Origin of the sequence: Wolbachia endosymbiont (group A) of Tromatobia lineatoria, assembly GCF_964028565.1 — a bacterium.
In the GTDB taxonomy this organism is placed as follows: Bacteria; Pseudomonadota; Alphaproteobacteria; order Rickettsiales; family Anaplasmataceae; genus Wolbachia; species Wolbachia pipientis.
Window position 1 is genome coordinate 578,761 of the sequence record NZ_OZ034791.1, and the last position, 13,951, is coordinate 592,711.

The 13,951-nt window shown below is 36.6% G+C and carries 10 protein-coding genes; 6 read left to right on the plus strand and 4 right to left on the minus strand.

Annotation, left to right across the window (positions count from 1 at the left end):
• Nucleotides 1-3: 3 nt before the first annotated feature.
• Entirely contained in the window at nt 4-435 is a 432-nt protein-coding gene (locus ABWU48_RS02975; RefSeq protein ID WP_353288502.1) for a hypothetical protein, read from the minus strand.
• A 195-nt stretch (nt 436-630) separates the two neighbouring features.
• On the opposite strand from ABWU48_RS02975, the gene aspS reads away from it, so the two are divergent.
• Together aspS and ABWU48_RS02985 are read left to right on the plus strand one after the other, a co-directional pair.
• The gene (gene aspS, locus ABWU48_RS02980) at nt 631-2,433 is read left to right on the plus strand and encodes an aspartate--tRNA ligase (protein ID WP_353288514.1); all 1,803 of its coding nucleotides are present in this window, start codon (nt 631-633) and stop codon (nt 2,431-2,433) included.
• Between the two features lie 61 nt (nt 2,434-2,494).
• On the plus strand, nt 2,495-3,757 hold the full coding sequence (locus ABWU48_RS02985) for an MFS transporter (RefSeq protein ID WP_006280528.1): 1,263 nt from the start codon (nt 2,495-2,497) through the stop codon (nt 3,755-3,757).
• Between the two features lie 7 nt (nt 3,758-3,764).
• Here ABWU48_RS02985 and ABWU48_RS02990 read toward each other — a convergent pair whose 3' ends face one another.
• The gene (locus ABWU48_RS02990) at nt 3,765-4,688 is read right to left on the minus strand and encodes an RluA family pseudouridine synthase (RefSeq protein WP_353288503.1); all 924 of its coding nucleotides are present in this window, start codon (nt 4,686-4,688) and stop codon (nt 3,765-3,767) included.
• Nucleotides 4,689-5,096: 408 nt separating this feature from the next.
• Nucleotides 5,097-6,077, minus strand: coding sequence for a pyruvate dehydrogenase (acetyl-transferring) E1 component subunit alpha (pdhA, locus tag ABWU48_RS02995; RefSeq protein ID WP_006279887.1), 981 nt, complete (start codon nt 6,075-6,077; stop codon nt 5,097-5,099).
• Nucleotides 6,078-6,132: 55 nt separating this feature from the next.
• Between pdhA and hemJ the strand changes: the two genes are divergently transcribed.
• The 3 genes from hemJ to miaB all read left to right on the plus strand — a co-directional run bounded on the left by hemJ (nt 6,133) and on the right by miaB (nt 8,783).
• The gene (gene hemJ / locus ABWU48_RS03000) at nt 6,133-6,561 is read left to right on the plus strand and encodes a protoporphyrinogen oxidase HemJ (RefSeq protein WP_010082641.1); all 429 of its coding nucleotides are present in this window, start codon (nt 6,133-6,135) and stop codon (nt 6,559-6,561) included.
• Between the two features lie 53 nt (nt 6,562-6,614).
• On the plus strand, nt 6,615-6,863 hold the full coding sequence (locus ABWU48_RS03005; RefSeq protein ID WP_317586155.1) for a hypothetical protein: 249 nt from the start codon (nt 6,615-6,617) through the stop codon (nt 6,861-6,863).
• A 600-nt stretch (nt 6,864-7,463) separates the two neighbouring features.
• The gene (miaB, locus tag ABWU48_RS03015) at nt 7,464-8,783 is read left to right on the plus strand and encodes a tRNA (N6-isopentenyl adenosine(37)-C2)-methylthiotransferase MiaB (protein WP_010962578.1); all 1,320 of its coding nucleotides are present in this window, start codon (nt 7,464-7,466) and stop codon (nt 8,781-8,783) included.
• A 139-nt stretch (nt 8,784-8,922) separates the two neighbouring features.
• Here the strand turns inward: miaB and ABWU48_RS03020 are convergent, their stop codons facing one another.
• Complete coding sequence (locus tag ABWU48_RS03020; protein WP_007548626.1) at nt 8,923-10,389, minus strand: peptide MFS transporter; 1,467 nt, start codon at nt 10,387-10,389, stop codon at nt 8,923-8,925.
• Between the two features lie 176 nt (nt 10,390-10,565).
• Between ABWU48_RS03020 and ABWU48_RS03025 the strand changes: the two genes are divergently transcribed.
• Nucleotides 10,566-13,946 carry a class I tRNA ligase family protein gene (locus tag ABWU48_RS03025; protein ID WP_353288504.1) on the plus strand — a complete coding sequence of 1,127 codons (3,381 nt, stop codon included), beginning with the start codon at nt 10,566-10,568 and terminating at the stop codon, nt 13,944-13,946.
• The last annotated feature ends 5 nt before the right edge of the window (nt 13,947-13,951 follow it).

Here is a 13,951-nt window from a genome sequence, read left to right on the forward strand (position 1 = left end):
GGATTATCTGCCCTTTCCCTTATGTTTACCTTGAGTTGAAGCCTGAGCTTTTACAAACAGCTCCCAAAATCCTTTCTGTCCGCCTTCTCTATGTATCAATTGTGCAAAACGCTGCATTAAACTATTACCCATCATAACCATCTTTGTCCATTTACCTACCGGTTTTGCTATGTCAACTATTTCTGGATCTTCTTTATAAACTTGCACATCTTTTTGTTTCTCGCGTAGCGTTTCTTGTTGTTTCATCAACTCTTTTTGCTTATTTTTTTGATATAATTCATTGAATTTTCTGTCTTCTTCCCACTCTTCTTTAAAAACTTTTCTAGGAAATATGATTTTTCTAATGCGATTTTTGTATATTTTTCTCAAAAAGAGAAATACTGCAGCTACAGCAAGTAATGTTACGCTATATAATATGATCTGTGTAAGTGGCATTTCCTGTATCTAATTCATTAAAAATACCCTTACTATTATACCATAATTATAGAAATTGTGCAATTTTTTTGCGGGTAAAGACAGTATAAAAGTAATACTGCTCTATTTCGTAAATTGGACAAATATCTGAGAATGGGCTTGTATGTAGTAAGGTTTATTTCTATACTTTTTAAAGAATTTAGAAGTGAAACAAATATGAACTGCTACAAGACTCACACGTGCAATGAATTAAGGAAGAATGATGTAGGAAAGGAAGTTACCCTCTCTGGATGGTTATACCGTAAGCGCGATCACGGTAACCTAATCTTTGTTGATTTAAGAGACTTCTATGGAATCACTCAACTAGTATTGAATAATGACAAAGACTTTTTTGATGAGATATCAAATTTAAAATTGGAGAGTATAATTACTGTTACAGGAATAGTTGAAGCTAGAACTGAAGATACGGTAAACACCTCTATCGCAACTGGGGAAATTGAGGTTGTAGTTAGCAATTTGCACGTTGAATCGGAAGTCGAGTTCCACCGTGATGAAGAAATAGCGAAAGAAGAAAGAAGTATATTAGCGAGCATTGCTGGCGAACAAGAATATCCGGAAAATATGAGATTTAAATATCGTTTTCTTGATTTAAGGCGTGAAAAAGCCCGCAACAATATTATTCTGCGCTCACAAATTATTGCAGAACTCCGCAAGCTCATGATAGAGCGAGGATTTTTAGAGATTCAAACTCCAATACTCACTGCTTCCTCTCCTGAAGGAGCACGCGACTACCTAGTGCCAAGCAGGCTAAATCCTGGCAAGTTCTATGCATTGCCACAAGCTCCGCAGATTTTCAAACAGTTGCTCATGGTCTCAGGGTTTGATAAATATTTCCAAATCGCACCGTGTTTTCGTGATGAAGATGCAAGGGCTGACCGTTCTCCGGGAGAGTTTTATCAGCTAGATCTTGAAATGTCTTTTGTAACTCAAGAAGACATCTTTCAGATTATTGAGTCTACCTTATATAGAGTGTTTGCTAAATTTTCTCGTAAGTCTGTTGATAAAGATTTTCCACGTATTACATATAAAGAAGCAATGCTTAAATATGGTTCTGATAAGCCAGATCTGCGCAATCCACTATTAATCAGCGATGTTACAGAAATTTTTCGTGATTCAGGGTTCAATATTTTCAAAAGCAATATTGAGCGTGGTATGGTAGTGAGAGCCATCCCTGCACCTAAAACAGCAGAGGAACCACGCAGCTTCTTTGATAAAAAGATAGAACATGCGCAAAAAGAATTCGGTGCTAAGGGTCTCGGATATATAACGTTTGATAAAGATGGAACTGCGAAAGGCCCAATTGCTAAATTTCTTGATGAAAATAGGCTAAACCACATAAGAGAAGCAACAAACATAGAGCCAGGAGATAGTGTATTTTTTGCTTCTGACAAAGAGAATGAGGCGGCAAACATTGCAGGAAAAGTACGCACTCTTTTAGGGTCAGAACTCAGTCTTATAGATGATAATATCTTCAAGTTTTGTTGGATCATTGATTTTCCATATTTTGTATATGACGATAAAAGTAAAAAAATCGATTTCTTTCATAACCCATTCTCCATGCCACACGGTGGTCTGAAAGATTTAGAGGACAAAAATCCACTGGATATCCTTGCTTACCAATATGATCTTGTTTGCAATGGAATAGAACTGTCAAGTGGGGCGATTCGTAATAACAAACTGGATATCATGTATAAAGCTTTTGCCATTGCAGGTTATAGCCGGGGAGAAGTTGATACAAGATTCGGTGCACTTGTACGTGCATTCAGATTTGGTGTTCCTCCTCATGGTGGAATAGCACCAGGAGTTGATAGAATAGTTATGCTGCTTGCTGATGAGCCAAATATTCGTGAAGTAATCTGTTTTCCTATGAACCAGCAAGGTGAAGATGTTCTAATGGGTGCTCCTTCCAAGGTGGAGGATAAGCATTTACGTGAATTATCCTTGAAGGTTATTGAATGAAAAATTTTATAGCAAGGAGCACCGGTTAATGATATATTAGGTTATGTTAAATTGAAAGACCATGAATAATATCCAAAAAGCAATACTATCGGGCATGATCTGTAACATGATTGTGTGGTATGAACTCACTCTTTTTGGAGTATTAACAGATACAATCATCAACGTTTTTTTCCCATCAGAAGATCATTATTTGAGTACACTCAAATTCCTTGGTGTTTTTGCAATTGGTTTTGCGTTTAGACCAATTGGTGCAGTAATTTTTGGTTATATGGGAGATAAGTATGGCAGAAGAAAGACTTTACTTACTTCAGTAATATTAATTTCAATATCATCCACAATTATGGGAATTATACCTGGGTATAAAGAAATAGGGTTGCTTTCACCTGTATTGCTTGTGTTTTGTAGAATAGTGCAAGGAATAACTGCAGGAGGTGAAACAAGCATTAATACAGCATTTACGATAGAGCATTCAAAAGATAAAAAAAATCTAGGTTTCTTAGGAAGTATGAAGCCCTTTAGCGGAGCCCTGGGAACGCTCTTATGCATAACAATGATATTTATCTGCAAAAGAGTTACAGGTGAGAACTATGAAATATGGGGATGGAAGTTGCTTTTTTATTTTTGCTTTTTTTTGGGGACAATAGGTTTTTTAACTAGGTACATATTAAAAGAAAGCTTAGCATATAAAACTAATAAGTACGCTAATAATTTAGCACATTCACCATTGTTAGAACTAGTAAGAAACTATAAAAGACCGCTTATTATTTCAATCAATCTGGGAATTGCTCAGAATGCAATTGTCTACGCAGCAATAATGTTTTATAATATATCAATAAAAGAGCTAGTTATTTTATCTATTAGTGTTAAAGATTTAATGAGGATAGTAATACAGGTTGTATTTGCAGCATCTGCGGTACTTTTTGCAATTTTATCTGATAAAGTTGGAAGAAAACGCGTAATGATTCCTGTACTGATTATGCTATCTCTGATTGGTACATGTGTATTACCATTATTATCTTCCGTTAACCACTATGTCGTAATAATAACTTACTTATTGATTACTATACCAGTAGGTGCATCTTTTGGAATATATGGTTCTGTTATTTGTGAACTGTTTCCAACAAAAGTAAGATGCACTGGCGTAAGCTTAGCAAATAATATATCTGCAGGAATTTTTGGTGGCCTTTCTCCATACATATGCATGTGGCTTATAGAAAAAACCGAAACAAAACTTGCAGCAGGCATTTATCTTACTGCCTGCGCATTAATTAGCCTAATATCTGTGCTTCAAATTAAAGCCAAAGACAGAAAAGTTGATTGGTGAAATCGTTTCAGTCGAAAAATAGCGCTTCAATGGATTTTTCGATGTGTTTAGTGATAGGAGCGGTGATAGTGATTTCTTTATTGTTTGGCAGTTTTAAAGATAAAGAATGCGAATGAAGGTGAATTTTATTTGCTATCCCATCAATAAAAGCTTTTTTACCACCATATTTACCGTCACCAAGAATAGGGCAATTTATATGAGCTAAATGTGCACGTAACTGATGGGTTCTGCCGGTAATTGGTTGTAATTTAAAATAAGCAACATTGTGTTTGGATTTTGCTATAATTGAAAAATGCGTAGTGGCATTCTGAGGTGAATTTTCATCAACGACCACTTTTTCTTGACCTGAAACATATTTTTTCACCAATGGATAGTCTATTGTTCCACTATCCTTGCTCGGTATGCCAGAAGTTAATGCTAAATAAGTTTTTTTTACTCTTCGTCCTTTAAATTCTTCCATAAGGTATCTGGCAACATTAGCGTTGCGTGCGAATATTATCACTCCACTCGTATCTCTATCTAGCCTATGGACAATTTTAAATGTTTCTCCCTCTCTTATTTGGTCAAGCAAATCACTCATGCTAATCTTTACTTTTACGCCACCTTGAACGATGACCCCTGCGGGTTTGTTTATAGCTAGTATATATTCGTCTTCATATAATATGTTCTCTCTTAGTAGATTCACTAACTTTTCATTATATTTGCGATCAGAATTAGCGTTTTCAATATAATTCAAGTGCTTCAGCGTTATAGTTTGCCCAGAATTTACTCTATCACTGGACTTTGCTTTGCAATCATCAACTTTGATTAATCCTTTCCTTAAAGATTTTTCAATTACAGATTGCTTTAGATCAGGAAAGATTCTTCTGATGTACCTATCCAGCCTAACGTTATCGTCTTCTATTAATATGGTTTTTATACTTTGTAGCATTCCATTATTTATAATGAATATCTAGTGAAATGTCAATTATTGGTGTCATTCCAGTGTCAAGCACTGGAATGACACCGAAGGGGCTACTGCCGTCATAAAGGAACCAGTGTCAGCTACTCGGATGACAGGAGAAGGAGACTACTGAGATGACAGCTAGCCTGACAACCGTCATCCCGCTGCTTGTTAGCGGGATCTAGAGATACCGCGAATGAATCGCGGTATGACGGTTCGCGGCGGCATGACGTAGAGCTTGCGTTAGCTATACTTTTATACTCACCAACTCAGCTGGATCCAAGTAGTCAGAGCACTGGGATGACAAAAAAAGGAGGGCACTTGGATGACGGGAGAAGGAGCTATTTGGATGACATCGTTTACTATACAATGTTTGTACAGTTCTGGATAAAAAAATTAGCTAACAAATTTATAAACATCAGTATACAGCTCATCAACGCTTGGTTCTTTACTATTTTTGGCAAAATCTTCCGACTTTTTTACTAAATCACGTATTTCCTTATCAATTACTTTGCACTCTTCTTCTGAAGCCATTTTATTATCTGTCATGTATTTCTTTAAAGTGCTTATAGGGTCATGATTTTGCTTCATATCTTCAACTTCTTCTTTTAAGCGATAAGTAGCAGGATCTGACATTGAGTGACCGCGATATCGATATGTCTTCATTTCAAGCAGGATAGGCCCTTTTCCGCTGCGTGTGTGTTCCGCTGCTTCGCTTGTAGCCTCATAAACAGAGAAAAAATCCATTCCATCAACTTGTTTTCCAGGAATACCAAAACTTTCTCCTCTTTTATATAACTCTGTTACTAAAGTTGACCTTTGCACGGAGGTTCCCATTGCGTATTCATTATTTTCTATGATGTAAACCACAGGCAACTCCCACAAAGATGCCATATTAAACGATTCATATACTTGTCCTTGATTTGCAGCACCGTCGCCAAAATATGTAAATACCACATTATCTTTTTTCTTATATTTATTAGCAAATGCTATTCCTGTGCCAATTGGAACTTGTGCTCCCACTATTCCATGCCCGCCGAAGAATTTTTTTTCAACGTCAAATACGTGCATCGAACCACCTTTACCTTTCGAGCATCCTGTTTCTTTGCCGGTAAGCTCTGCCATTACAACATTTGGATCAGAATCACATGCGAGCATTAAGCCATGGTCTCTATAACTTGTGATAAAAGCGTCACCTAATTTTGATGCAGCTTGAGTTCCAACTGCAACTGCTTCTTGTCCTATTGATAGGTGACAGAACCCGCCTATTAATCCCATCCCATATAATTGTCCTGCTTTTTCCTCAAATCTGCGTATGAGTAGCATTTTCCTGTAGAATCCAATTATCTGTTCTTTAGTGAAATTTTCTGCTTTCATATCGATTTCTTTTTCATTAAACTAACACAATACCAGGAATTTTAAATTTTTGCTAATGAACTATTACCACTGGCTTGAGGCTTTTCACGTTATCTCTGTTATCATGTGGATGGCAGGTATGCTTTATTTACCCAGGCTTTATGTCTACCATGCAACTGTAAAACCGGGATCGGAAAATGATAGCTTGCTTCAAACAATGGAAAAGAGGCTACTTAGATATATCATAAACCCTGCAATGCTTTTCTCACTTGGTCTTGGAATTACACTAATGGTTATTAGGGAAGCATATCGTGAAGGATGGTTTCATGTAAAAGCATTTGCAATACTTTTGATGTTAATTATTCATATGCTACTTGCAAAATATAGGAAAAATTTTGCAATGGGTTCGAATAAGAAGTCACATATTTATTTTCGCGTTTTAAATGAAGCAGTTACAGTATTGATAATAGTTATAGTTATTATGGTTGTTGTAAAACCTTTTTGACTGACCTTACCCAAAAAAAGCAGAAAGCTCGTATCTGTTCAGATGCATGGCTAATGTACAATACTGAAATAAAAATTCCAGTGCTCCCTTTCTTGTCATCCCAGTGCTTGACACTGGGATCCAGCTTTCTTTACAAATTCACCAAAAGTGCTTCATTCTATAACGCAAAACCCATACTCACCAAACTCAATGCATTACTTGCAATTAAGTCTCCTGGATGCCAGTGTCAAGCTACTCGGATGACACCATTCTTTTTCCTGGATCCCAGTGGGCTTTGTTGCATCGCTAGCTATGATGGATAAAGATAAAAAAGGTAGAGAATATCAGTAGCTTATTATTCTGGTATTTATAACAAGAACGGTCAGTGAATACCTAAATTTGAGTAAAAGAAATTTCACTACCACTCACTAATCCGGCTAAAATTCAAGAATTTCAATGCTTTAGCTATTTTCAATAGAATTAAATTTATTAATATAAATAATAAATTACTATTCTTAAATTTGATCAGATTGATTGCAAAAAAACAAGATTTTCAATAGGTTGCTTATAATCCTAACTATAGTTAGCCTTTCATAAGTAGCGATGCAACAAAGCCATCCCAGTGTCAAGCACTGGGATGACAAGAAGAGGGCACTGCCCTCTTGGATGGAAGCCAGTGTTAGCTACTTTCATGACACCCTGACAACCGTCATCCCGCTACTTGTTAGCGGGATCTAGAGATACCGTGATGGTATGACGTAGGGGTTGCCGAGAACTTGTCATCCCAGTGCTTGACACTGGGATCCAGTTTTTCGTATAATTTTGTCAAAATCTATTGTGCTAGCAAGTTCACTAGCGTCACGCGCTGGTCTGTTAGACATTTACGTGTAGGGTGAAGAAATTTTGAAAAAGACATACCAAATATGAAAGGCCTATATATTAAAACTTACGGCTGTCAGATGAACGTTTATGACTCCGTTTTAATGGAAAATGTAATTAAACCTTTGGGGTTCAACGTTGTTAGTGATGCAGGGAAAGCCGATTTAGTGATACTGAATACTTGTCACATTAGAGAGAAGGCAGCAGAAAAACTTTACTCAGAGCTTGGGAAGATTCATTCGTTACGAAAAGAAATGACTATAGTGGTGGCTGGGTGTGTAGCGCAAGCAGAGGGAGAAGAAGTGTTCAGAAGGGCTCCTTTTGTTGATATTGTTGTTGGTCCGCAGAGTATCGCTACCTTACCGGAGCTGATAGTCAAAGCAAGCAGAAGTAAAGGTCATGTAATAAACACTGATTTTCCTGAAGTTGCAAAGTTTGATAAATTGCCAGATGAATGCTATGGCAATAGCCAGGGGTCTTCTGCGTTTCTTGCCATACAAGAGGGTTGTGATAAATTTTGTACGTTTTGTGTAGTGCCCTATACTCGTGGAGCTGAGTATTCACGGCCAGTGAATGAAATATTTCGTGAAGCATTGAAATTAGTTGCAAATGGGGCAAATGAGATCAATTTGCTTGGTCAGAACGTCAATGCTTACCATGGGGAGTGCGAAGGGGAAGTGTGGGATTTAGGAAAATTAATTAGTCATATTGCTAAAATTGAAAAGCTAGAGAGGATTCGTTATACAACTTCTCATCCAAGAGATATGCATGAATCTCTCTACTTGGCACATGCGGAAGAGCCAAAGCTCATGCCGTTTGTTCACCTGCCTGTGCAGTCTGGTTCGAATAAAATATTGCACGCGATGAACAGGAAACACACTGCAGAGGAGTATTTGGAAATAATAGACAGATTTCGCAAATTGAAACCTGAAATCGAATTTTCTTCTGATTTTATTGTTGGTTTTCCTGGAGAAACCGAAAAAGATTTTGAAGAAACTATGAAATTAGTAGAAAAAGTTAGATATGCTCAGGCTTATAGTTTTAAATACAGCCCAAGACCAGGCACACCGGGAGCGGAAAGAAAAGATCAAGTACCAGAAGAGGTTAAAACAGAGCGCCTTCTTCGTTTACAGAAATTAATTAGTAAGCAACAACTTGAGTTTAACCAGAGTATGGTAGGTAAAACTATACCTGTTCTATTTAGCGATAAAAAAGGTAAACACCAAAACCAAATTATTGGTAAAAGCCCATATATGCAATCAGTGTGCATTGATGATTCTGAAGATAAATACAGGGACAAAATAGTAAATGTGAAAGTGTTGGAAGCTCGGCAGAGTAGTTTGCTGGGGTGTGCATTTCACTGATTTTAAGCAGCGTTAAATATAAATCTTAAGCAAAGAGTATTGAAAAAATGCAATCATAATCTTTTTCAAAAGTTACAAAGTTTAATTGCTACCTCTGCTGAACGGGTACCTTAAACCTACAAATTTGAGCTTACCTATATCAATTTTTTGTACAAGATGAGTTAGTAACAACTTTATGTATAAAATTGAAGAAGAATAAAAATACAATAACGAGCATTAAATTAAATATTCCCACCTTTAAAAAACCCTCTTTATATATTTCTAAAGATTCTAAATAATTTATTTTACCATTTACTGAAGGAACTGACATAAATTTTGATATTGCAACTCCGGCTAGGTTAGAAAACGCTAATGACAGCATTACTATACCCATCACTACTCCTCTAAGGTTTTTGGGGGCTAGTGTAGTTGCTTGTTCTTGGACTAATGGAGCAATACATAATTCTCCCAGTCCCATAAAGGAGATAGCAATTATTAAATATAAGTATTCTACTTTACCTTCAATGTTAGAGTTTAAACATCCTATGTACAGTGTGAAAAAACACATAGCCATTGTCAGAAGGCCAAGGGTAAACATGGAAGTTGCATATTTTTGCTTAAACTTCATGTATGTTCCAAAAAGAAAGCCAAATATTATAATTGACAAAGGATTTATGGCTTGAGAAACTGAAGCTGGGATTGTTATACCTAATACATTGTTAATAACGTTTCTTTCGGTGAATAAGTTAACCAAAGAGCCAAGCTGCATTTCTAAAGCAAAAAAACACAAGAAAAATACCACAAGAATAGATAATGCCACTAATTTTCGTCTTTGTTCTGCTGATAATTTAGATATTATATAAATAAATATGCCCAGAGCTGTTATTCCAATAAATATGAGCATATTAGTAAAAAATTCACTATGTATAAGCATTTTAGCAATTATTGATGATGACAGAAAGCTTCCTATCAATACTATACCAAAAATTTTAATCCCTAATATGCGCTTATTCATAAGCTCTGGATAAGGAGAAAGGCCGCTATCTCCTAAAAGATTCTGAAATTTGAGAAAAAAGATTAGCCCTATAGACATCCCAATACCAGCTAAACCAAAGCCGTAGTGCCAGCCAAACAAGTGGGCTACATAACCACATGAAATAGAAGCCAATATTGCTCCAATATTCACACCTACGTAAAATAAAGTAAAGCCTCTGCTACGTTCAGGATCGTCTTTGCCATAGCATGAACTAAGTAAGTTAGTTACGTTCCCTTTAAACATACCAGTACCTATGGCTATTAGAGATAAACCTAAATATAATAAACCTGGTTCAAACTTAACCAATGACATGCAAGCATGACCTGCTATCATCACTATCCCTCCAAGCAACACCATGTTGCGGAATCCCATCAACTTATCAGCTAAAAAACCTCCAAGTATTGGTATAGCATAACCTGTTGCAGCAAATAATGAGTAAATAGTAAAGGCCCTCTCATCAGTGAAACCTAAGTGAGAAGTCAAAAATAGGACCAAAAGTGCCCTCATTCCATAGTAAGAGAAACGTTCCCACATTTCAACAAAGCACAACATTTTTAAAAATTGTGGAAACTTATCTGTCTTCTGATCCATAAAATACTCCTAAAGCTTGGGTTAATGTTAAGTAAAACAATAAAAACTGCAAGTAAAACTTAAAAAAAGGTATTGGAAGCTCGGCAGAATAGTTTGTTGGGGTGTGAGCTACGGAAATATTTTTGAATTTGTAATTTTTCAGAAAGCCCTATATTCTTTAGTTTTACATAGCGAACATGAAGTCAAAGCATTATCCTGATACAGTAAGTAGTCCTGATTTTTTATCGTTAGAAAAGGAAATCATAAAATTTTGGCAGGAAAACAAAGTTTTTGAGCGGTCAGTTGAAGAACGTTCCAAGGATAATTGTTTTGTCTTTTACGATGGGCCTCCGTTTGCAAATGGACTTCCGCATTATGGACATTTACTCACTGGTTTCATCAAAGACGCATTTGCAAGATATCAAACTATGCTTCAAAAAAGGGTTGAACGTAGATTTGGCTGGGATTGCCATGGATTGCCGGCTGAGATGGGTGCAGAAAAAGAACTTGGAATATCTGGTAGAACTGAGATAGAGAAGTTTGGTATAGATAAATTTAACGATCATTGCCGTACTTCTGTGATGAAATTTTCATCAGAGTGGGAGAAGTATGTAAATAGGCAAGCAAGGTGGGTAGACTTTCACAATGACTATAAGACTATGGATAAATCATTCATGGAGTCGGTCATGTGGGCATTCAAGCAGCTTTATGATAAGGGTCTGGTGTATGAATCAGTGCGCGTTGTACCATATAGCTGGGCATGCGAAACTCCATTATCTAATTTCGAAACAAGGCTTGATAACGCGTATAGAGAAAAAGTTAGCAAAGCTGTAACTGTTGCATTTGAGCTTTTAGAAAACCCACAGCAATTTAAAAGTGTTAAACGAAAGTGTAAATTACTTGCTTGGACTACAACTCCTTGGACGTTGCCGAGCAACTTGGCTTTAGCAATAGGAAAAGATATTAAGTATTGTGCAGTGTCAGTCCACCCTTTGATGTCATTCCAGCGCGTGACGCTGGAATCTATTTCTGGATCCCAGTGTCTGGGCACTGGGATGACAGGGAGTAGTGAAGGAAGTTCAATGAATGGTGAAATATACATTTTTGCTGAAAGCTACTTAGAGAAATTTATCAGCCACTCTGAACAAAAAAATATTCCATATGAAAACTGCAATATAAAACTTAAAGCGAATGATCTTGCAGGTCTTTCTTACAAACCACTGTTTGACTATTTTAAAGACACAAAAAATGCATTTCGCGTTTTTATTGCTGATTATGTGACGGAAGAAGACGGTACTGGCGTTGTGCATACTGCTCCTGGATTTGGTGAGGAAGATTTTTACCTTTGCCAAAGCCATGATATTCCAGTTATTTGTCCAATTGATAACAGTGGAAAATTTACTGCTGAAGTTTCAGATTTGGCAGGGGTTCATGTTTTTGATGCCAATGATACAGTAATAAAAAAATTGAAAGGGCAGGGAAGTTGGTTTAAGACTGAGCAATATATTCACAATTATCCACACTGCTGGAGAACTGACACTCCTTTGATCTATCGAACTATGCCTTCTTGGTATGTTGCTGTTACAAAATTCAAAAGCAGAATGGTAGAGCTAAATAAGAGAGTTAATTGGATACCAAACCACATTAGAGATGGTCAATTTGGAAAATGGCTTGAAGGGGCACACGACTGGTCAATTTCACGCAATCGATTCTGGGGTACGCCAATCCCTGTATGGAAATCAGATGATGCGAGATATCCAAGAGTAGATGTATATGGTTCAATAGAAGAACTGGAGAGAGATTTTAATGTTAAAATAGACGACTTGCACAGACCATTTATCGATACTTTAACAAGACTAAATCCTGATGATCCAACAGGAAAATCAGTTATGCGCCGTGTACCTGACGTGTTTGACTGCTGGTTTGAATCTGGCTCGATGCCATTTGCGCAAATCCACTATCCGTTTGAAAATAAGGAGTGGTTTGAATCTGCGGATTTTATCACTGAATACATAGCGCAAACCAGGGGGTGGTTTTATACGCTCTTTGTATTGTCCACTGCTTTGTTTAATAGGGAACCATTTAAGAACTGCATATGCCACGGTGTTGTTTTGGATGTAAAAGGGCAAAAATTGTCCAAACGTTTGAATAACTATGCAGATCCAATGGAGGTTTTTGATAGATACGGTTCTGATGCACTGCGTTTTCTTATGCTTTCTGGATCTATTGTTTGTGGTGGTAATTTGCTACTCGATAAAGAAGGAAACTCAATACGAGATGTTCTGAAAAACGTAATAAAACCTATTTGGAACAGTTATCACTTTTTTACTATGTATGCAAATGCAGATGGAATTAAAGCTGAAGTTTGTAAGGATTATCAAAGCACTATTGATCGTTACATGATTTCCAAGTGTTTTGAAGCTGTAGAAGGTATCCAAGCTTCTATGAACAACTATAACTCCCAAGAGGCTTGCAAAATTTTAATGAACTTTTTTGAAGTGCTAAATAATTGGTATATTCGTCGCAGTCGCGAGCGTTTTTGGAAAAGTGATTTGGATCAGGATAAAACTGATGCTTATAATGTTCTATATACGGTTTTTTATTACATACTAAGAGCTGCAGCTCCTTTGTTGCCACTTATAACAGAGAATATATGGCAAGGGCTTAAGTATGAAGAAACATCTGTTCATTTGGCTAATTTTCCACAATTAGAGAAGTTTGATAGTCAGCTCATTGCCAAGATGGATTTGGTGAGAGAGATATGCAACTCTGCACTCTCTATTAGAAACACTTTTAACATACGTATCAGACAGCCACTTGGCAGTATGATCATTTATCATCAGTCTTCCTGTAGTTTTCTTGAAGGTGAGCCGTTTTCTGTCATCCCAGAGCTCTCTCCCGTCATCCCAGAGTTCTCTCCTGTCATCCGAGTAGCTGACACTGGGATCCAGAAAGAAAAAAGTGCTGGAATGACACCAAGCATGAATGAATATCAAGAGATGATAAAAGATGAGGTAAATGTAAAAAAACTGGAGTTAGTAAACAGACTTGAAGATATTGCATCACTAGAGTTAAAGCTAAGTTTTCCCCTGCTTGGAAAGAGAATACCAGATAAAATTAAGAAACTAGTTCAATATGTCAAAGAGGGAAAATGGAAGCAAGTTGAAAATGAGCAAGTTTTTTTAGGTAATGAGTCAGAAAATTGCATCATAGAAAAAGGCGAATATGAACTATTGTTAAAAGCAAACAGTGAATATTCCTCTGTATTTGATAACAATAAAGGGATTGTCATTCTAAATACTGAACTAAATGATGAATTAATTCTAGAAGGGCTTGCAAGAGATGTCGTGAGGCTCATTCAGGAAACCAGGAAACAAGCTGATTTTCATATGTCCGATAGAATCAGAGTAATAATCAAAACAGAAGATGAGAAAATTAAGGAAGCAATAAATACGTGGATTGAATATATAAAAGAGCAGACCCTTACCTTATCTTTGGACATTAATACAGAAATTGGAACTAACTTTTATTTTAAGGAGTACCAAAATTTGATAGTTGGTATTAGGTTAAATTATTAGTAGTT